The following is a 17336-nucleotide window of genomic DNA, read 5'->3' as shown; positions in this document are numbered from 1 at the left end:
TAGACCGACAACGATCTGCAGGGAGACACGTGCGCCCGTTCGGAGACCTCGAGGCCGCGATCATGCAGGTGCTGTGGGACCGCGGGGAGCCGGCGACGGTCCGCGACGTCCTGGGTTCCCTGCAGACACCCAAGACCCTGGCCTACACGACGGTCATGACCGTGTTGGACAACCTGCACCGCAAGAACGAAGTGACCCGGGAGATGCACGGGCGGGCCTGGAGCTACCGCCCCCTGCGGTCTCGCGCCGAGCACTCAGCGGCCCTGCTGCAGGGTGTGCTGCAAGACGCCGGGGACCCCGGTGCCGTGCTGATGCACTTCGTCGCCGACCTCGACCCCGCGGTCGTCACGCAGCTGCAACAGGCTGTTCGGGCCGCCCAGACCGAGAAGGACACTCCGGCGTGACCGCCACCTGGATCCTGGGTGCTGCGGGTGTGACTCTCCTGCTGCTGGGGCCTCGCCTGCGCCATGCGGGGTGGGTGGAGAGGTCCCCGAAACTGGCGATCGGGCTGTGGCAGGCCCTGTGCCTGTCGGCAGTGGCCGTGCCGGTCTTGATGGGACTGACATTGCTGGTCCCGGCCACTGTCTGGGTCACCGACATCGCCGGGTGGGTGCACGCCTGCGCTCAGAGCATCCAGGACGCCTACGGCTTCCACGGCGATTCCCTGGAGCCGGCGATCGGGCTGCTGATCAGCGCCGCGACGGTGGCGTGGACGGTGGGGTGGGTGACCGTGGAAGCCATCGGGGCGCACCGGGCCCGGCGGCGGGTCCGAGACTCCCTGGCCCTGATCAGTGCCGCGGACCCCCGGCTGGGCGTGCACGTAGTGCAGGCCGCGGCCCCAGCCGCTTTCTGCGTGCCCGGCCGCTCGGCGCAGGTGGTCATCACCTCAGGGGCGCTGGAGGTTCTGACCCCCGCCGAGCTGGCCGGGGTGCTGGCCCACGAACGGGCGCACCTCAGTGCCCGTCACCACATCGCCGTGGTGCTCTCCCAGTCCTTGCAGCGCGCCTTCCCGCACGTGGGACTCTTCGCCACCGCCACCGCCCAGACTCGTCGGTTGATCGAGATGGCTGCCGATGACAGCGCCGTCCAGCGGGTCGACCGCCTCAGCGTCGCCTCAGCGATCGTCCGTCTGGCCTCGATGCAGGCTCCCGGCGCCGCATTCGCCATGGCCGGGGGAGCCGCCACCCACGCCACCACCGCCCGGGTCGGCCGCCTGCTCGCACCAGCCCTCCCGCTGGAACGGGGACGCCAGGGCATGGTGCTGGTCGGCGTCGTGGCCCTGGTCGGCGTTCCACTGCTGGTGACCGTGGCGCCGACGGTCGTGGCGGCACTCAATCACCTGTGCGCCGTGTCGCTCTGATCCCGACTGCCACCTGCTGCCCCACCCGCTCCTACTAAGGCTGTTAGTCGCAGATGGTTGAGTGGGGGCCATGGCCACCACCAGCGGGACAGGACTACTGGGCGCCACCGTCGGGTTGCCCCTGACCCGCCGCGGGTTCCTGGCAGCGGTTGCCCTCGGTACCAGTGCCCCCCTGCTGGGTGCTTGCTCCGGCGGCGGTGATGAACCCGCCAGTTCCTCGGTCAGCGGCGGCAACGCCTCTTCCCCGGCCGCGGTGACCACCGCAGCCGACGGGACCCAGGAAGTAACCCTGGTCGTCAACGACGACTTTGTCTTCCTCCCCGACGCCTTCACGGTCGCACCAGGACCCGTACGGCTCACCCTGTCCAGCGAAGCGACCCAGATGACCCACAACTTCCTCTTCAGCGCAGGCCAGGGGCCCGCCGCCATCACCGAGGAGATCCCCATCCTCGGGCCAGGTGATGAGGCCACCATCGACTTTGACGTCACCGCCCCCGGTGACTACCCCTTCGAGTGCTCCTTCCACCTGGCCCTCGGCCAGGTGGGGACCATGACCGTGACATCCGGCTGAGCTGCCAGTAGCAGCAGCGACCGGTTACGAGGTCAGGACACCACCCGCAGGGACGCGGCCTCACTGGGCGGCACGAGGCTGGTCAGCACCTGCCGGACGGTGCGCGGGCTGGTGCCGGCCTGGATCTCCGAGATGCCCTCGACGAGCAGGTTCATCTGGGCGGCCTGCAGGTCGCTGGTGCGGGTGATCTTGGCGGCCATGGGCAGCCAGAACACGTTGGCCGACAGCACGCCCCATAGCGTCGCGACGAACGCGGCGGCAATCAGCTCACCGAGCGTCTCGGGCTGGTTGAGGTTCTCCAGCACGTGGATGAGCCCGATGACGGTGCCGATGATGCCGATGGTCGGGGCGTAGCCGCCCATGGCGGTGAAGAACTTGGCCGCGACCTTGTCCTCGCTCTTCTTGGCGGCGATCTCGCTGTCCAGGACGGTGCGGAGGTCCTCGGGGTCGGTGCCGTCGACGGCCATCTGCAGGCCGCGCTGCAGGAAGGGGTCCTCGATGGCCTTGATGGAGGACTCCAGGGCCAGCAGGCCCTCCTTGCGGGCCTTCTCGGCCAGCGTCACCAGGGTCTGGATCTGCTCGGTGGCCGGGGGCACCGCGGCCGGGGTCAGGCCCATCTTGAACCAGGTGCCGAGCTTCTTGACGTCGGCCATCGTGGAGCCGGCGATCGCGGCGCCGAAGGTGCCGACGAAGACCAGGATGATCGGGGGCAGCAGGACGATGGCCATGGGGGACGAGCCCTCCATGATCATCGAGGCGATGATCGCGACCAGGGCGATCGCGACGCCGATCAGGGTTGCCGGGTCCATGTCAGCCCCCCCGTCGGGCGGGTGGACTGAACGGACTGTGCGTTCACAGCTGCACTCCGCGGTCGGCCAGCCATTGCGCCGGGTCCAGGCGTGGTCCGTTCATGCCGCCCTGGTGGACCTCGAAGTGCAGGTGGGGCCCGGTTGACTGACCCCGATTGCCCAGCAGGGCGATCGGGTCTCCGGCGGCCACGATGTCACCGGCGCGTACCTGGATGGTTTCCATGTGGCCGTAGACGGTGACGTCGCCGTTGGGGTGCTGGATGTAGACGGCGAGCCCGAACCCGCTGGCCGTCCCGGCCCGCACCACCACACCATCGGCGGCCGCGACCTCTTGGGTGAGCATGGGCGCCCCGAAGTCCAGCCCGTTGTGTGTCGTTCCCCATCGGGCACCGAAACTGCTGGTCAGTACGCCCTGAACCGGAAGCACGGCCTGTGGTCGCTCCCGCTCGACGCGCTCGGCCCTCGAGGCCGCCAGGAGCTCCAACCGGGCTGCGGCCTCGCTCTGGCTGATCTGGGCCTGAGCCTGGGCCTGGGCGAAGACCTCGGAATCCGCGTCCGCGCTGTCCCCGCTGAGCTCCAAGGCGGCAGCCACGCTGATCCCGCCGTCCGGCAAGGCTTCCACCCCGCGACTGGACCAGGGGGCTGCTCCGATGGCGGCCAGGAGGGCGCCGGTGATCAGGGCGCCGAGAAGGGCCTGTGGTCGTCCATGGATGCCCTTGCGACCCACGTTCAGACGGGGAGTTGCCTGGGCCTGCGGTGCCGCCACGGCATCGTCTGGGGCGTGTTTCACCTGCAGTAACCCCTCACGTGGTGTCCGGTCGCACTGGCGCGCCCTGCGATTCGGTCGGTCGTCGCAGCGGGGACCGCGGTCATCTACGATCCCGCATAGGAGACTATGAGTCGAGCGGCTGCCCGCCCCGGAGGCGGACCGCGACACACTGGCGGCAGGAGTAGATGTGGGTGCAGATCACAGCGGCGTGATGTGGATGCCCACCCAGCCGCCGACCTTGGCCCGCCTCATGGCCATCCAGCTGGACTGGACATCGGTCATTCCCGCTCTGGCTGTCCTGGCGCTGGCGCTGTACCTGCTGGGTGTCATCCGGCTGCGGCGCTCGGGCGTCGGCTGGGCCTGGTACCGGACGATGACGTTCACCCTGGGTGTGCTCAGCGTCTTGGCCGTGACTGCGACGGGGGTCCAGGGCTACGGCATGGTGCTGTTCAGCATCCACATGAGCCAGCACATGGTGCTGTCCATGGTCTCCCCCATTCTGTTGCTGCTGGGGGCGCCGGTGACCTTGGCGTTGCGCACCCTGCCTCGGGGGCACGGCCGGGCGGGGGCGTTCCGCCGGTGGCTCCTGGTGGCGCTGCACAGCCGGTTCGCGGCCGTCGTGTCACACCCGGGCTTCACGATGCCGTTGTTCATCGCGTCGCTGTACGGCATCTACTTCACCCCGCTGGTGGACCTGATGATGGAGAACGCCGTCGGTCACATCGTGATGCTGGGCCATTTCCTGGTCACCGGGTTGCTGTTCTTCGGAGGGGTGCTGGCCGTGGACCCGTGGCCACACTCCTCCCGTCATCCGGTGCGGATGCTCGAGCTGCTGCTCCCGATGCCCATGCACGCCTTCTTCGGCGTCGCGATCATGATGGCCAGCACCCCCCTAGTTCGGGTCTTCAGTGACCCCCCTGCTGCCTGGGACATCGACCCGATGGCCGACCAGTCCACCGCCGGCAGCCTCACCTGGGTGTTCGGCGAACTGCCCACGATCCTGGTGCTGGGCGTGGTGTTCTTCTCCTGGGTGGCATCAGATGAGCGCCGCAACCGGGCCGCTGACCGAGCTGAGGCTCGCTCGGGGGATCTGGACCTGGCCGCCTACAACGCTCACCTGGCCCAGTTGGCCCAGCAGTCGGCGCGCTCCCCCGGTCCTGACGCCGTGCCCTCCCGGTGACCGGGGCGCCGGCCCTACTGGGCCGAGATTCGACAGCCCCCGCCCCAGGTGCTCCCCGGTGGAGAAGTCCAACCAGGACAGGCGCGCTCGCCGGTCTGGCCGTGGCGGGCGCCGGCGGGGCGCTGCTGTGGCTGGCCTTCCCCTCCTGGAACCTGTGGCCGTTGGCCCTGCTGGCCCCGGCGATGCTGTCGTGGGCCACCCACCGGCGTTCGCCCTGGCAGGGCGCCGTCCTGGGCATGGTCTTCGGTCTGGCGTTCATGCTGCCGCTGCTGAGCTGGGCTGGGGTGTTCGTCGGCGCTGTGCCGTGGGTGGCTCTGGCCGTGTCCCAAGCCCTGTTCTACGCCGCTCTGGGCGCAGGATGCGCTGCCCTGAGCAGGCTTCCGGGCGCAGCGTGGTGGTCGGCATGTCTGTGGGTCGCCGTGGAGGCTGCCCGGTCGCGATGGCCCTTCGGTGGGTTGCCGTGGGGACGGTTGGCCTTCAGTCAGGCCGACTCCCCACTGGCTCAGCTCGCCGCCGTGGGTGGGGTACCGCTGGTGAGCTTCGCGGTCGCGCTGACCGGCACGCAGATCGCTGCGGTGATGGTCAGCCGCAGCCAGCCACGGCCCTCACCCGACCGCAGTGCGTGGCCCCGCGGTGGGCCGGCACTGCTGGTGGCCATGCTCCCGATGCTGGTCAGCGTCCCCCTGTGGGCCTCGGCATTCCATCTCAGTCCGGCCTCCTCCACCGACACTGGGCGGGCAGTGACCGTCGCGGTGATCCAGGGCAACGTGCCCCGAGCGGGCCTGGACTTCAACGCCCAACGACGCGCGGTTCTGGACAACCACGTCCAGGCCACCCTCGACCTGGCTGCAGCTGTGGAGGCAGGGACCGAGCCGGCCCCCCGGTTGGTCATCTGGCCGGAGAACAGCTCCGACATCGACCCCCTGATCAACCCCGACGCGGCCGCCCAGATCACTCGGGCGGCGCAGGCGATCGGTGTTCCCATCCTCATCGGGGCGGTCTTGGAAGGACCGGGGGAGAACCTCACCAACGCCGGCATCGTCTGGGACCCCGTCACTGGGCCGGGACAGCAGTACGCCAAGCGCCACCCGGTGCCTTTCGGGGAGTACATGCCCGCCCGGTCGTTCTTCCGGCTCTTCAGCGACCAGGTCGACCTGCTCGAGCGGGACTTCGTGGCCGGTGAGGAGGTGGGGCTGCTCGACATCGCCGGCGTACCGGTCGGGGACGTCATCTGCTTCGAGGTCGCCTACGACGGACTCGTCAGCGACGTCGTCGAGCAAGGTGCCCGGTTGCTGGTGGTGCAGACCAACAACGCGACCTTCGGGTTCACCGATGAGAGCCCGCAGCAGCTCGCGATGAGTCGCCTGCGGGCGATCGAGCACGACCGGACGGTCGTCGTGTCCGCGACCAGTGGCCTGTCCGCGGTCATCGACCCCGACGGCACAGTGGTCGATGAGTCCGAGCTGTTCCGACCCTGGCAGTTCGTCGGCCCGGTCACCCTGGCTGAGAGCACCACGCTGGCCACCCGTGTGGGTGCGGCCCCCGAGGCGGCACTGAGCCTGGCTGCCCTGGCAGCACTCGTCGCGGCGACCCGGCCCGCTGTGCGGAGACGGCGCACAGCTCACGCCGCTGCCCCCGCTCCTTCTCCTGCTGCTGGCGACCCTGATCGCACCGCTCAGCTCCCCCACCGACGACCCCGAGGACACCTGACCCGATGAGCACCCAGACGATGGCCTCCCTGTCCGACCAGCTCTTCACGGTCTCCGTGCTCGCCTATGGCCTGGCCACCCTTGCCTTCTGCGCCCAGCTCGCGTTCGGATCGCGGCAACGGGCCACCGCAGCCGACGCCGAGTCCCGGTCCCCGGTGCTCATCCCGGCTGGATCGAGGACGGCGCCGCCGGGACAGGGCGGTTCGCCCGCCGCCGAGCCGCCGGCCGCCGACCCGCCCTCCGCTGACTCGCCCTTCGTCCGGCCCGCACGCCGGTTCTCCTGGAGCACGCTGGCCCTGGCGCTGACGGTGCTGGGCGCGGTCGTGCAGACCGCTGTGCTCGCCTTGCGGGGTTTCGGGACCGGTCGCGCCCCGTGGGGCAACATGTACGAGTTCGGGACCGCGGCGGTGCTGATCGGTGTCCTGGCCTACCTGGTCACAGCGTTCCGGGTGCCTGCGATGCGTCACATCGGGCTGTTCGTGACCGGCCCGGTGATGGTCAGTCTGGTGCTCATCGGCTTCTTCCTCTACGCCGAGGCCGGCCCGCTGATCGCCGCTCTGCGCTCGGACTGGCTGGTCGTGCACGTCTCGGCGGCGATCATCTCCTTCGGGGTGTTCCTGGTCAGTGCCACCGCCAGCGTCTTGTTCTTGCTCCAACGACGCCGCGAGGGACGCCCGCCCCGCGCACGGATGGGCGTGCTGGACCGACTTCCCTCATCGGTCGCACTGGACCGGGTAGCCCACCGGGCGGCGGTGTTCGCGTTCCCCATCTGGACGTTCGCCGTGGTCGCCGGGGCGATCTGGGCCGAGAGCGCATGGGGCCGGTTCTGGGGTTGGGACCCCAAGGAGACGTGGGCGTTCATCTCCTGGGTGGCCTACGCCTCCTACCTGCACGCCCGCAGCACTGCGGGGTGGCGGGGTGCGCCGGCGGCGTGGATCAACCTGGTGGGCTTCGGCTCGCTGGTGTTCAACCTGCTCTTCGTCAACCTCGTCTCCACCGGCCTGCACTCCTACGGCGGTGTCTGAGATTCCTAGGCGCCGCCCCCGGCGGCGAGCGGTCGTGCTGACGGCGACCGCAGCGACCACCGTGCTGGTGGTCGGCCTGCTGACCCGGGTGGCCACGCACGGACACCCCGCCCAGGCCACGGTGACCCCCGGTAACGGCCAGGCCGCTGCAGACGTGGTCGCAGGCGGGTGGTCGACGGGGTACGTCGCAGCATCCGCGGCCGTCGGCATTGTGGTTGCCCTCCTGGTGGGGACAGGCATCGAAGGGCATCGGCGGCTTCGACGTCGGACCCAGCAGCGCACGCTGCGAACCCATCTGGAACCGCCACGCTATGAGGTCACCCGGGTGCCCCTGCATCTGGTGACACCGACGGCCGACCCAGGCGCAGTAGACGTCGGCCGATGGTGGCCGTCAGACGAACGAAGAGCCCAGTCCGGTCGTGGCCAACCAGGCTCGGGTGTAGATCATGATCGCGTCCCAGGTGCCGGTGAGCAGCAGGATTCCCAGCAGGACCAGGAGGCCGCCGCCGATACGGGTGACGGTGCGGGCATGGCGGCGGGCGTACCGGGACAGGGTCAGGGCCCGCCGAGCTCCGCTGGCGATGAACACGAACGGCAATCCCAGACCCAGGCAGTAGGCCAAGGCCAAGATGGCACCGCGGGTCGCTGAGGCCTCGTTGTAGGCCAGGGCGTTGACCGCCGAGAGGGTCGGACCCAGACACGGGGTCCACCCCAGCCCGAACACCATGCCCAGCAGCGGTGCCCCGAGCAGTCCGGCCGGTGGCCGGCGGTGCAGCCGTCGCTCGCGTTGCAGCCAGCCCAACCCGCCCAGGAACGCCAGACCCATGACGATGGTGACCACGCCCATGACCCGGGTGATCACTGGCGCCCATTCCAGCAACAGCCGGCCCAGGCCCCCGAACGCGGCGCCGAAGGACATGAAGACCACCGTGAACCCGGCCACGAACAGCACGGCCCCAGCCAGCACCCGCCCGCGCCCGCCCTGAGGAGCATCGGGTCCGGGCTCCTCCTGCCCCAGTGCAGCCGCGCTTGCCCCGCCTCGGGTGGGCAGGGTCGCCCCGGCCGTGGCCGGGACGCCCGGTCGGGCAGCCTGACTGCCGCTGAGCCCGGCCACGTAGCCCAGGTAACCCGGGACCAGCGGCAGCACGCAGGGCGAGGCGAAACTGATCAGACCCACCAGGGCCGCCACGGCCACGGCCACCACGAGGGAACCATCGGTGACCAGCCCGGCGAAGAGCGACCCCAACTCACTCACCGGGCGCGCCGGTCGAAGGTGGGGCCGACGGTGGGGTGGTCGGGGGTGGGGTGGTCGGGGGTGGGGTGGTCGGGGGTGGGGCGGGGTCCTCGGCGAGCAGGGTCTGCAGGCTGGTCCGCAGGTCGTCCTCGGCGACGGCGGAGACGTAGACGGCGGCGACCCGGTTGTCCCGGTCCAGCAGGATCGTCGTGGGGACGACGTTGGCGGGGAACCCGTTGAACGCCAGCGCCACCTCCCCGGAGGGGTCGAACAACGAGGGGTAGGTGATGCCGAAGTCGGTGGTGAAGGCCTGGGCGAGTTGCCTCTGGTCCCGGACGGCGACTCCCAGGAAGGCCACGCCGGCCTCGGCGACGTCGGTGAAGACGGTTTGGAATTCCGGTGACTCCACCCGACACGGTGCGCACCACGAACCCCAGAAGTTGATCACCACGATGTCCCCAGCCAGCGAGGAGGACTCGAAGGTCGTCCCGTCGAGGAGCTCCCCGCCGAACTCCGGGGCACTCTGCCGATCCTCGGCGGGGATCAGTTGGGCCGCCGGGGTGGCCGCTGTGAAGTCGAAATCCCCGCCGGCACCGCTCGTGCTCGGGTTGACACCGGAACTGCCGCAGCCGGCGACCAGCAGCCCGAACACCCCGGAGGCCCCGACTGTCAGAACCGTCCGTCTGGAGATCCCCGCCCGGCTCTCAGCCAAGGGAGACGCTCCAGAAGGTCCAGAACCGGACGGTGATCAAGGTGGCGATCACCAGGAGCCACGCCGTGACGATCACCCCTTGCCGCCGATGCAGGACGCCGGCCGCCGTCGCCGCCGGCCCGGGCTGGCGCCTCGTGACAGCCGTGAGGTTGCGGGCGGTGACGGCGACGAACAGGGCGATGACGACGACCCACACGACCATGCAGTAGGGACACAGCGCCCCGATGCGGTACAGGCTGGCCGCGATCAGCCAATGCACGAAGACGACCGCAGCACTCACCCCGACCTGCAGCCCAGCCCAGAACCACACCGGGAGCACCGCCCCCCCGGCCAGAGCCGCGCCGACGACCAGCACGACGCTGAATCCGATGAGACCCAGCAGGGGGTTGGGGAACCCGAATGCCTCGGCCTGCGGGCTGGTCATCACCGACCCGCAGCTCAAGACGGGGTTGATGCTGCAGGTCGGGACGTAGGCGCTGTCGGTGAGCAGTCGGTACTTCTCCACCGCGAGCACGAATGCCGCCAGCAATCCCAGCGCGCCACCCAGGATCAGTCCCGCCCCCAGCCGCCGCTCCCGGCTGGGATGCCCCGGCCCGACCGGGTGCGAAGTCGGCGTGCGGCCGGCTGACTCAGGCGTGCTGTTCCGGGCTCTTGGGTCGGCGGCCGGAGCCGATACCGAGGTGGACATGCCTACTCGTTGACGGCTGCGTCGACGGCGGCGATGAGCTCCTCGGCCGAACCGACTGTCAGCTGCTCCCCGTTGAGGAAGAACGTGGGAGTGCCTTGCACGCCCAGGGCCAGCCCGTCGTCGCGGTCGGCGAGCACCCGCTCCAGGGTCGCCGGGTCGGCGACGGCGCTGTCGTAGGCGTCCATGTCCAGCCCCAGGTCGGTCGCGAACTCCCGGAACAACTCGGCCATGGAGGTCTGCTGCTCACCCCACTGGGTCTGGGTGGCGTACATCTGCTGGTACATCGCCTCGAATTGCCCCTGCTGGGCAGCTGCCTCCACGGCAACCGCAGCGTTCTGCCCGTTGAAGTGACCCTCGACCGGGAAGTAACGAGCGATGAAGGTGACCTGTCCGGCGTAGTCCTCGCGCAGCTGCTCCACCACCGGGTAGGCGGCCAGGCAGGACTCGCACTCAAAGTCCAGGAACTCCACCAGGGTCACCTCCCCCGGGGCTGTGTCCAGGCGGTGGCTGTTCTCCCGCACCACCAGGTCCTCGCCGCCCTGACCGTCCGCGGTGGCGTCTGAGCCCCCACCGCCGAACACCATCACCGCCACAGCGACCACGGCAGCGAAGACCGCTACGAGCAGGACCGAGATCATGGTGTTGGACCGCAGGGTGACTCCTCGAGATGGCGGCCACGAGACGGGCCGCAGGACGGATGCTTCCTACTATCCAGGATAGGAAACCTGTGCATCAAACCGGGTGAACATACCTACAGGCGTCAGTATGTTGTAGTGTCACTTAGCCGTAGCCCGCTAGGGGTGTCGAAGTGCTGCGATGTGGAGTGACCTGTGACTGAGGACCGCTGCGACCTGTTGTGCCTGGATCTGCCTCATGCTGAGGCCGTACGCGGAGGGCTCCCCAACGTCGAACAGGCCGCAGGGCCGGCTCAGCAGTTCAGGGCCCTGGCCGACCCACAGCGCCTGCGTATCGCTGCAGCGCTGCAAGCCGGCGGTGAGTTGTGCGTGTGCGATCTGGCTTGGATCGTCGGGACAAGTCAGAACCTGGTGTCCCACCACGCGCGGGTGCTGCGGACGGCGGGGATGGCTGCATCCCGTAAGGACGGCAAGCTGGTCATGTACCGGCTCACCGACGTCGGCCGGGCCCTGCTGGCCATGGCCGGGATCGTGCCGCCCGCGGCTGTCCCGGACGCCGGCCGCCCGGTCGTCTCGGCGGCGCCCGGTGTCTGACCTGTGTTGCGGCCCCGATGACGAGCCGACGCCCCGGACGCCGGCGCGAGCACTTGCCACCATCCCCCTCACCTCGGCTCATCCCACGAAACCGGTGACGGGGTGCGGTGAGGGCTGCGCCTGCTGCGCGCCCAGCACCGTCGCCCAGGTGGCCGCGGTCGGCGATGGCTGCGGTGACCCCACCTGCTCGGCACCCAGCACCCCGGTCGACGAGCCGGCCCTGCCGCTGTGGCGGGCCCGGTCGGTCCAGCTGGCCGGCGCCGCCGGGCTGTTCTTGGTGGCCTCGCAGGCCACGGCCTGGACCGGTGGACCGGTCGTGCTCGGGACCTTGCTCGCTTTCGGTGCCGTGGTTGCCGGCGGCGCCACCTTCGTGCCCGGCACCCTGCGTGCGCTGGCCCGCCGCCGGCTGGGCGTGGGCACGCTGATGACCGTGGCCATGGTCGGCGCCATCGCCCTGGGCGAGGTGCGCGAGGCCGCGATGCTGGCCTTCCTGTTCTCCCTCGCCGAGGCGCTGGAGGACTACGCCGTCGACCGCACCCGCCGCGGCCTGCGGTCCCTGCTTGACCTGGTGCCCGCCCGAGCCACCGTGCTCCGCCCCGGCCCCGCCGGGCTCGTGGAGTCCGAGGTCGACCCGGCCGACCTGCGCGTCGGCGACGTGCTGGTGGTCCGGCCCGGGGAGCGGTTGGCCACCGACGGCACCGTGACCGACGGCCGCTCGACCCTGGACACCTCTGCGATTACGGGGGAGTCCCTGCCCGTGGAGGTGCAGCCCGGCACCGAGGTGTTCGCCGCCTCGGTCAACGGCGGCGGGGTCCTGCAGGTCACCGTCACCGCCACCGTCGCCGACAACTCCCTGGCCCGCGTCGTGCACATCGTCGAGGAGGCCCAGGACCGCAAGGGCGCAGCCCAGCGCCTGGCCGCTCGGATCGCCGCACCGCTGGTGCCCGCGGTGTTCGTCGTCGCCGCCGCGATCACCGTCCTGGGTTCCCTCCTCGGCGACCCGGGCGTGTGGATCGAGCGTGCGCTGGTGGTGCTGGTCGCAGCCTCCCCGTGCGCGTTCGCGATCGCCGTCCCGGTCACCGTGGTGGCCGCGATCGGTGCCGCCACCCGCCAGGGCGTGCTGGTCAAGGGCGGCGCCGCCCTGGAGTCGCTCGGCGCCGTCCGCACCCTGGCGCTGGACAAGACCGGCACCCTGACCCGCAACTCCCCCGCCGTCGTCGCCGTCCTCACCACCGACGGCCACGACGCCGAGCAGGTGCTGACCGTCGCCGCAGCTCTCGAGGCCCGCAGCGAGCACCCCCTGGCCGCCGCGGTCCTCGCCCGGTGGGCCGCCGGGCACGACCGCGCCCCGGCCCCGGTCGCCACAGACGTGCAGGCGCTGGCCGGTCAGGGCCTCACCGGGGTCCTGGACGGCACCCCGGTGCGGCTGGGCAAGCCCGGCTTCCTCGACCCCGGCGCCCTCACCGGGCAGGTGCGGGACCACCAGGACGCCGGCGCCACCGTCGTCCTCGTCGAGTCCGCCGGCCAGCTGCTGGGCGCCCTCGCCATCCGCGACGAGCTCCGGCCCGAGGCCGCCGAGGTCGTGGCTCGCCTGACCGCGATGGGCGTGGCGACGGCGATGCTCACCGGCGACAACGCCCGCACGGCCGCCCACCTCGCCCGGGCCGCCGGCATCACCGACGTGCACGCCGAGCTGCGCCCCGAGGACAAGGCGACCCTGGTCGACCAGCTGCGCTCGAGGACCCGAGGTGGGGTGGCGATGGTCGGGGACGGCATCAACGACGCCCCCGCCCTGGCCACCGCCGACGTCGGCATCGCCATGGGCGCGATGGGCGCCGACGTCGCCATCGAGACCGCCGACGTCGCCCTGATGGGCGAGAGCTTGCACCAGCTGCCCCGCACCCTGGCCCACGCCCGCCGGGCCCGGACGATCATGCTGCAGAGCCTGGCGTTGTCCGCTGCGATCCTCATCGTGCTCATCCCGCTGGCCGCCCTGGGGGTGCTGTCCCTGGCCGCAGTGATCGTGATCCACGAGGTCGCCGAGGTGTTCGTGATCGCCAACGGGATCCGAGCCGGCAGGTCACACCAATGAACATCCGACAGTTGACCTGGCTGTCGGGAGCTCGGTTGGTGATGGCTGTGGTCGCTGCAGTCTTGGTGGGGGTGGATCTGGGGGTCAAAGCCCATATCGAACAACGCCTGGGCGACGGGCGGACCCTGGATGTCGGGATTCTGGACCTACGACTGGGCTACAACACAGGCGCCGCGTTCAGTGTGGGGTCCGACCTGCCCGGCTGGCTGGTCCTGGCCGTCACTGCGGCGGTCACTGTCTTCGTCGCCGGATTCGCCTGGGTCATGGCAGGTCGTGCGCGGACCTCCGGGTGGCTCGTTGCTGGGCTGGCCGCCGTGGTCGGAGGCGCTGTGGGCAATCTGGTGGACCGCGCGGGCGACGGACGCGTCACCGACTACCTGCACACCGGCTGGTTCCCCACCTTCAACCTCGCCGATGTCTTCATCACCTGCGGGGCGGTCGTTTTCGCCGCAAGTACCGTCCTCAACCCCGACATCGAGGACACCGCAGCCACCAAGGCGCGGCCGATGGCTACAGACCAGAGATGACGACGATCGCCACTGGGGAGTTCTGCCTGCCCCATCTGCGGTCTGCGGCTGCGCCGCCGTGCGGTCGCCGATGCCCGCGCACTCGCGCCTGCAGGCCACCTGCACCAGCGCCGGAAGCGGTCCGATGCACCACGTGCCTACCCTGGTGGGGTATCGGCTAGCGGTGGGGGGTGTCATGCGGGCACGTTTGCTCTGGGCCCTGCTCGTGCTCGGCGCAGTGTTCAGCATGCACGGCCTCAGCTGCACCGACAGCGACGCGGCCATGACCGACATGCCCTCGCACGCGACGCCCGCCTCACCCGACCAGACGGGGGAAGCGGGGCCCGAACTTGATGCGGGGACCAACGCCCGTGATTCCGCGCTACCGCAATCGCTGGTAGCTGCACCCACCTGGATCGACGACGGCCAGACCGGTGACGGTCATGGGGCCATGGCCCACGCCCTGATGGTGTGCATGGCCGTCTTGGCCGGCGGGATCGGCACGGCACTGGCAGTGCTGGCCTCATGGCTGTCGCGACGGCGCCTCCTCACCGTTGTGCCCCGTCCCACCGTGCTGCTGCGCAGCGCCCTCGACCAGGCGCTCCCTCACCCAGCACCTCCCGAGCTCAGTCGTCTCTGCGTGCTGAGGGTCTAGGCCGAACCACCTGACACCCGCGGCCCACGTGTGGCCCGGAGTCGCGTGCTCGACCTTCCATGCCCTCTTCGTGCCCGGCTCATATCGGGTGCGGCACACCTTTCCGGAGACCCCTGTGCTCAGCCACCATGCTTCGACCCGTTCCCCCCACCGCTCCCGCGCCGCCGGGTTCGTGGGTGCCCTCATCGCCGCCTCGGTGGCCCTGTCGGCCTGCTCTGGCGGCGCAGACCCCTCGTCGGCGGGGTCCTCGACGTCCGTGCCGGCAGAGGCCACGTTCAACACCGCCGACGTCACCTTCGCCCAGTCGATGATCCCCCACCACGAGCAGGCGGTCGAGATGGCCGACCTGGTCGCCGACCGCTCCACCAACCCCGACGTGCTGGACCTGGCCGGCCGCATCCAGGCTGCTCAGGGGCCCGAGATCGACGTTCTCAACGGCTGGCTGGACAGCTGGGGCGCCAACAGCTCAGACGTCACCTCGGGAATGGCTCACTCCGGCACGAGCGGGATGATGACCGAGGACGACATGTCCTCCCTGGAGACAGCCAGCGGCGTGGACTTCGACCGCATGTGGCTGCAGCTGATGCTCGAGCACCACACCGGCGCTGTAGGCATGGCCCAGTCCGAGATCGCCGACGGCGAGGACCCCGCGGCGATCGCGCTCGCCCAGGACATCAAGTCCTCCCAGGGTGCCGAGATCACCGAGATGGAACAGCTGCTGCAGGGCCTGTCCACGCAGTAACCCCCCGACAGCGGGGGCTGCGGCCAGCCCGGCGCAGCCCCCGCCCGCGGTCACCCGATGGCCGTGGACGCCGAGAACCGCGGCCCTCGATGACCTCCAAGCCCTCGACGTGCGCCACCGCGACACGACCTGCATGCCGTCCCCGGCCTGCACCCCGAGGCACCGCCGTCCTCGCCGGCGTCCGATGCCTCACCCGCACTCCCCACAACTGACCCCACTTGAAGGACCACAACTGACATGGACATGAACACCACGATGGGCGCGGCACTGCCGGACTGGCTGACCCCATTGGCCTGGACCTACGGCCTGCTGGCGCTGCTGAGCGCGGCAGTAATCGCCCTCGACGTGTGGGCCCGCGGGCACCGCCATCGCACCGCTACTGCCGAGATCACCTGGGTCGGTGCAGCTCTATTCCTGGGGCCGGCTGCCCTCGTGCTCTACCGCCGCTACGGCCGACAGCCCCAGCCCGGCGCCCGACCCACAGACGCCCGGCCCGTCGTCGTGGACAGCCTGCCCGGTGGCACCGCCTCAGCCCTGGCCCACCTCGTCGGTGTCCCCCTGGTGATTGCCTCTGGGCTCACCATCGCCGGCACCGACCTGTGGGTCATGATCGCCGTCATCGCGGTCGTGGCCATCGCGCTGCTCGCCGTCCACGAGCGCACCACCGATGGCGCCACCACGCTGACCGCGGTCGCTCGCGCCGCCCTCACCGTGGTCGCCTTCGACATCGGAATGGGCGGCTGGATGCTCCTCCTGCACTTCAACGACCTCATGCGCCCGGCCGCCGACGTGCAGTTCTGGTTCCTTATGCAGATCGGCGTCCTCGCCGGCCTGCTCACCGGCGCACCCGCCGTCGCCGCACTCCGGCGCACTCCGGCACGCCTCCCCACAGCCGCCTGAGCCACGAACCACCGGGAATTAAGGCCCGCGGCGGGGCGTGGTCACCCAGGTCACGCCCCGCCAAGGGGTTCAGATGCCTCCTGATGGTTCTTGCCTGAAGCGATGTAGGTGACCTCTGAACAAGCGTGGCGCACAGTCCTCGCGTGCGTCGGTGGCTCCGAACCCGCGCCTTCGAGGCCCCAAAACGCCGGTGCTGCTGGTGGGGATACATACCGGCGAAACGTCATGGTCGGGCCGGCCCATGCTGTGGGGATCGCCAGTTGCGAGGGGCAGCACCTGGTCGCGCTCTGCGGGACGCCGGTCATAGTCGACCTGCCGCTCGACTGGCCGCCGCCGCGGGGGGGGTGCAGATGTGCTTCCAGCGCCGGGATCTCACCGCTGCTTGAGCCGTTAGACGCACAATTGGGCCTAGAGCTGGAAGGTGCGCCAGGTGCCGATCTGGAAGTCGTCGTAGCCGCAAGACCCCGGGTCGACCCAACGGCGGTGGGTCGAGGTATCGGCGGACCCAGCATTGACCGCTGGGTGTCGCGGCATCCTCTGCTTTCGTGCGGTTGCGCCTGGGCCTGTCCCCCGGTGACATCGCCACCAGCTAGACCGCCGGCGGGGTAGCCGCCAGTCGGTAGTGCACCGATGCCGCGGTGACGCCGGCAGCGCGGGCGATGACGGCCACCGGGTGCCCGTCGTGCTCGGCCGCGCGCAGCAGGCTGACCCAGCGCGCGGTGGCGATGTCGTGGGCGGCCCGGTGCTCTGCGAGCTCAGCCGTGTCGCCGCTCGGGTGCGCGACCGCGTCTGCAATGCGCTGGCGGGCGGCCCGCTTGACCGCGGCTGCGTTCTCCAGCTCCCGCAGCACTCCCCTACCGGCGCGGTTGCCCGGTTGTGGCGCTGCGGGTGGCGCGGTCATGGCTGGGCCGGTGGTCGACCCTGGATACTGCGGGGCACCTGGTGGGCCTTGAGCACGCCGTGGACGGTGGTGGGGGCGCGGTCGACGAGTTGGGCGATCTCGCGGATGGACATGCCCTGCCGGTAGGCCTTCACGACGTAGGCCTCCAGGCGGTCCTGCAGCGCCCGGTCTCTGGCGGGGCCGGTGGTGGAGGTGCCGGCGAACTCCGGCAGGGGCGCCCAGGTCGGCTTCGGGGTGCGCGGCATCGGTGCGGC

Annotated in this window: 20 protein-coding genes; 12 read left to right on the top strand and 8 right to left on the bottom strand. The window is 70.6% G+C overall.

Annotated elements, in window-relative coordinates:
* Positions 1–29: 29 nt before the first annotated feature.
* The 3 genes from F1C76_14950 (at position 30) to F1C76_14940 (ending at position 1931) form a co-directional block, all read left to right on the top strand.
* On the top strand, positions 30–404 hold the full coding sequence (locus F1C76_14950) for a BlaI/MecI/CopY family transcriptional regulator (protein QNG37708.1): 375 nt from the start codon (positions 30–32) through the stop codon (positions 402–404).
* Positions 401–1360, top strand: coding sequence for a M56 family metallopeptidase (locus tag F1C76_14945; GenBank protein QNG37707.1), 960 nt, complete (start codon positions 401–403; stop codon positions 1358–1360). The genes F1C76_14950 and F1C76_14945 overlap by 4 nt, the downstream gene beginning before the upstream one ends.
* A 70-nt stretch (positions 1361–1430) precedes the next feature.
* Complete coding sequence (locus F1C76_14940) at positions 1431–1931, top strand: hypothetical protein (protein ID QNG37706.1); 501 nt, start codon at positions 1431–1433, stop codon at positions 1929–1931.
* 32 nt (positions 1932–1963) lie between these two features.
* Here F1C76_14940 and F1C76_14935 read toward each other — a convergent pair whose 3' ends face one another.
* Together F1C76_14935 and F1C76_14930 are read right to left on the bottom strand one after the other, a co-directional pair.
* The gene (locus F1C76_14935) at positions 1964–2740 is read right to left on the bottom strand and encodes a motility protein A (GenBank protein QNG37705.1); all 777 of its coding nucleotides are present in this window, start codon (positions 2738–2740) and stop codon (positions 1964–1966) included.
* 43 nt (positions 2741–2783) lie between these two features.
* Positions 2784–3473 carry a M23 family metallopeptidase gene (locus F1C76_14930; GenBank protein ID QNG39270.1) on the bottom strand — a complete coding sequence of 230 codons (690 nt, stop codon included), beginning with the start codon at positions 3471–3473 and terminating at the stop codon, positions 2784–2786.
* Between the two features lie 247 nt (positions 3474–3720).
* Between F1C76_14930 and F1C76_14925 the strand changes: the two genes are divergently transcribed.
* From F1C76_14925 to ccsB, 3 genes are all read left to right on the top strand, one after another.
* Positions 3721–4689, top strand: a complete 969-nt coding sequence (locus F1C76_14925; protein QNG37704.1) for a cytochrome c oxidase assembly protein — start codon at positions 3721–3723, stop codon at positions 4687–4689.
* A 182-nt stretch (positions 4690–4871) separates the two neighbouring features.
* Entirely contained in the window at positions 4872–6407 is a 1536-nt protein-coding gene (gene lnt, locus F1C76_14920; protein QNG39269.1) for an apolipoprotein N-acyltransferase, read from the top strand.
* Entirely contained in the window at positions 6404–7423 is a 1020-nt protein-coding gene (ccsB, locus tag F1C76_14915; GenBank protein ID QNG37703.1) for a c-type cytochrome biogenesis protein CcsB, read from the top strand. The genes lnt and ccsB overlap by 4 nt, the downstream gene beginning before the upstream one ends.
* Before the next feature lie 391 nt (positions 7424–7814).
* Here the strand turns inward: ccsB and F1C76_14910 are convergent, their stop codons facing one another.
* The 4 genes from F1C76_14910 to F1C76_14895 are packed head-to-tail and all read right to left on the bottom strand — an operon-like array spanning position 7815 to position 10710.
* Positions 7815–8678 (bottom strand): cytochrome c biogenesis protein CcdA, encoded by an 864-nt coding sequence (locus tag F1C76_14910; protein ID QNG37702.1) that lies wholly within the window; start codon positions 8676–8678, stop codon positions 7815–7817.
* Complete coding sequence (locus F1C76_14905) at positions 8671–9348, bottom strand: TlpA family protein disulfide reductase (protein ID QNG39268.1); 678 nt, start codon at positions 9346–9348, stop codon at positions 8671–8673. The genes F1C76_14910 and F1C76_14905 overlap by 8 nt, the downstream gene beginning before the upstream one ends.
* A gap of 13 nt (positions 9349–9361) precedes the next feature.
* On the bottom strand, positions 9362–10057 hold the full coding sequence (locus F1C76_14900; protein QNG37701.1) for a vitamin K epoxide reductase family protein: 696 nt from the start codon (positions 10055–10057) through the stop codon (positions 9362–9364).
* A 2-nt stretch (positions 10058–10059) separates the two neighbouring features.
* Positions 10060–10710: a thioredoxin domain-containing protein gene (locus F1C76_14895; protein ID QNG37700.1), complete on the bottom strand. Its 651-nt coding sequence runs from the start codon at positions 10708–10710 to the stop codon at positions 10060–10062.
* A 177-nt stretch (positions 10711–10887) separates the two neighbouring features.
* Here F1C76_14895 and F1C76_14890 point away from each other — a divergent pair, with 177 nt between their 5' ends.
* The 6 genes from F1C76_14890 (at position 10888) to F1C76_14865 (ending at position 16181) form a co-directional block, all read left to right on the top strand.
* The gene (locus F1C76_14890) at positions 10888–11286 is read left to right on the top strand and encodes a winged helix-turn-helix transcriptional regulator (protein QNG37699.1); all 399 of its coding nucleotides are present in this window, start codon (positions 10888–10890) and stop codon (positions 11284–11286) included.
* Positions 11279–13378 carry a cadmium-translocating P-type ATPase gene (gene cadA / locus F1C76_14885; GenBank protein QNG37698.1) on the top strand — a complete coding sequence of 700 codons (2100 nt, stop codon included), beginning with the start codon at positions 11279–11281 and terminating at the stop codon, positions 13376–13378. The genes F1C76_14890 and cadA overlap by 8 nt, the downstream gene beginning before the upstream one ends.
* 41 nt (positions 13379–13419) lie before the next feature.
* Positions 13420–13905, top strand: a complete 486-nt coding sequence (gene lspA / locus F1C76_14880; GenBank protein QNG39267.1) for a signal peptidase II — start codon at positions 13420–13422, stop codon at positions 13903–13905.
* A 175-nt stretch (positions 13906–14080) separates the two neighbouring features.
* Entirely contained in the window at positions 14081–14539 is a 459-nt protein-coding gene (locus F1C76_14875) for a hypothetical protein (GenBank protein QNG37697.1), read from the top strand.
* A gap of 172 nt (positions 14540–14711) precedes the next feature.
* On the top strand, positions 14712–15281 hold the full coding sequence (locus tag F1C76_14870) for a DUF305 domain-containing protein (protein ID QNG37696.1): 570 nt from the start codon (positions 14712–14714) through the stop codon (positions 15279–15281).
* A gap of 237 nt (positions 15282–15518) precedes the next feature.
* Positions 15519–16181 carry a DUF4396 domain-containing protein gene (locus tag F1C76_14865; GenBank protein QNG37695.1) on the top strand — a complete coding sequence of 221 codons (663 nt, stop codon included), beginning with the start codon at positions 15519–15521 and terminating at the stop codon, positions 16179–16181.
* Between the two features lie 589 nt (positions 16182–16770).
* Here F1C76_14865 and F1C76_14860 read toward each other — a convergent pair.
* On the bottom strand, positions 16771–17082 hold the full coding sequence (locus F1C76_14860; GenBank protein QNG37694.1) for a hypothetical protein: 312 nt from the start codon (positions 17080–17082) through the stop codon (positions 16771–16773).
* Positions 17079–17327 carry a helix-turn-helix domain-containing protein gene (locus F1C76_14855; protein ID QNG37693.1) on the bottom strand — a complete coding sequence of 83 codons (249 nt, stop codon included), beginning with the start codon at positions 17325–17327 and terminating at the stop codon, positions 17079–17081. The genes F1C76_14860 and F1C76_14855 overlap by 4 nt, the downstream gene beginning before the upstream one ends.
* Between the last annotated feature and the right edge of the window lie 9 nt (positions 17328–17336).

Source organism: Geodermatophilaceae bacterium NBWT11 (assembly GCA_014218215.1).
GTDB lineage: Bacteria > Actinomycetota > Actinomycetes > Mycobacteriales > Geodermatophilaceae > Klenkia.
The sequence above is the reverse complement of the archived record's forward strand: the minus strand, read 5'-3'. Positions and strand labels throughout refer to the sequence as shown.

Bases quoted from the DNA above. Each gene is read 5' to 3' on its own strand.
- F1C76_14940 (QNG37706.1), top strand. From the start codon at position 1,431: ATGGCCACCACCAGCGGGACAGGACTACTGGGCGCCACCGTCGGGTTG.
- F1C76_14935 (QNG37705.1), bottom strand. From the start codon at position 2,740: ATGGACCCGGCAACCCTGATCGGCGTCGCGATCGCCCTGGTCGCGATC.
- F1C76_14925 (QNG37704.1), top strand. From the start codon at position 3,721: ATGTGGATGCCCACCCAGCCGCCGACCTTGGCCCGCCTCATGGCCATC.
- lnt (QNG39269.1), top strand. From the start codon at position 4,872: ATGCTGTCGTGGGCCACCCACCGGCGTTCGCCCTGGCAGGGCGCCGTC.
- ccsB (QNG37703.1), top strand. From the start codon at position 6,404: ATGAGCACCCAGACGATGGCCTCCCTGTCCGACCAGCTCTTCACGGTC.
- F1C76_14900 (QNG37701.1), bottom strand. From the start codon at position 10,057: ATGTCCACCTCGGTATCGGCTCCGGCCGCCGACCCAAGAGCCCGGAAC.
- lspA (QNG39267.1), top strand. From the start codon at position 13,420: ATGGCTGTGGTCGCTGCAGTCTTGGTGGGGGTGGATCTGGGGGTCAAA.
- F1C76_14875 (QNG37697.1), top strand. From the start codon at position 14,081: ATGCGGGCACGTTTGCTCTGGGCCCTGCTCGTGCTCGGCGCAGTGTTC.
- F1C76_14865 (QNG37695.1), top strand. From the start codon at position 15,519: ATGGACATGAACACCACGATGGGCGCGGCACTGCCGGACTGGCTGACC.
- F1C76_14860 (QNG37694.1), bottom strand. From the start codon at position 17,082: ATGACCGCGCCACCCGCAGCGCCACAACCGGGCAACCGCGCCGGTAGG.
- F1C76_14855 (QNG37693.1), bottom strand. From the start codon at position 17,327: ATGCCGCGCACCCCGAAGCCGACCTGGGCGCCCCTGCCGGAGTTCGCC.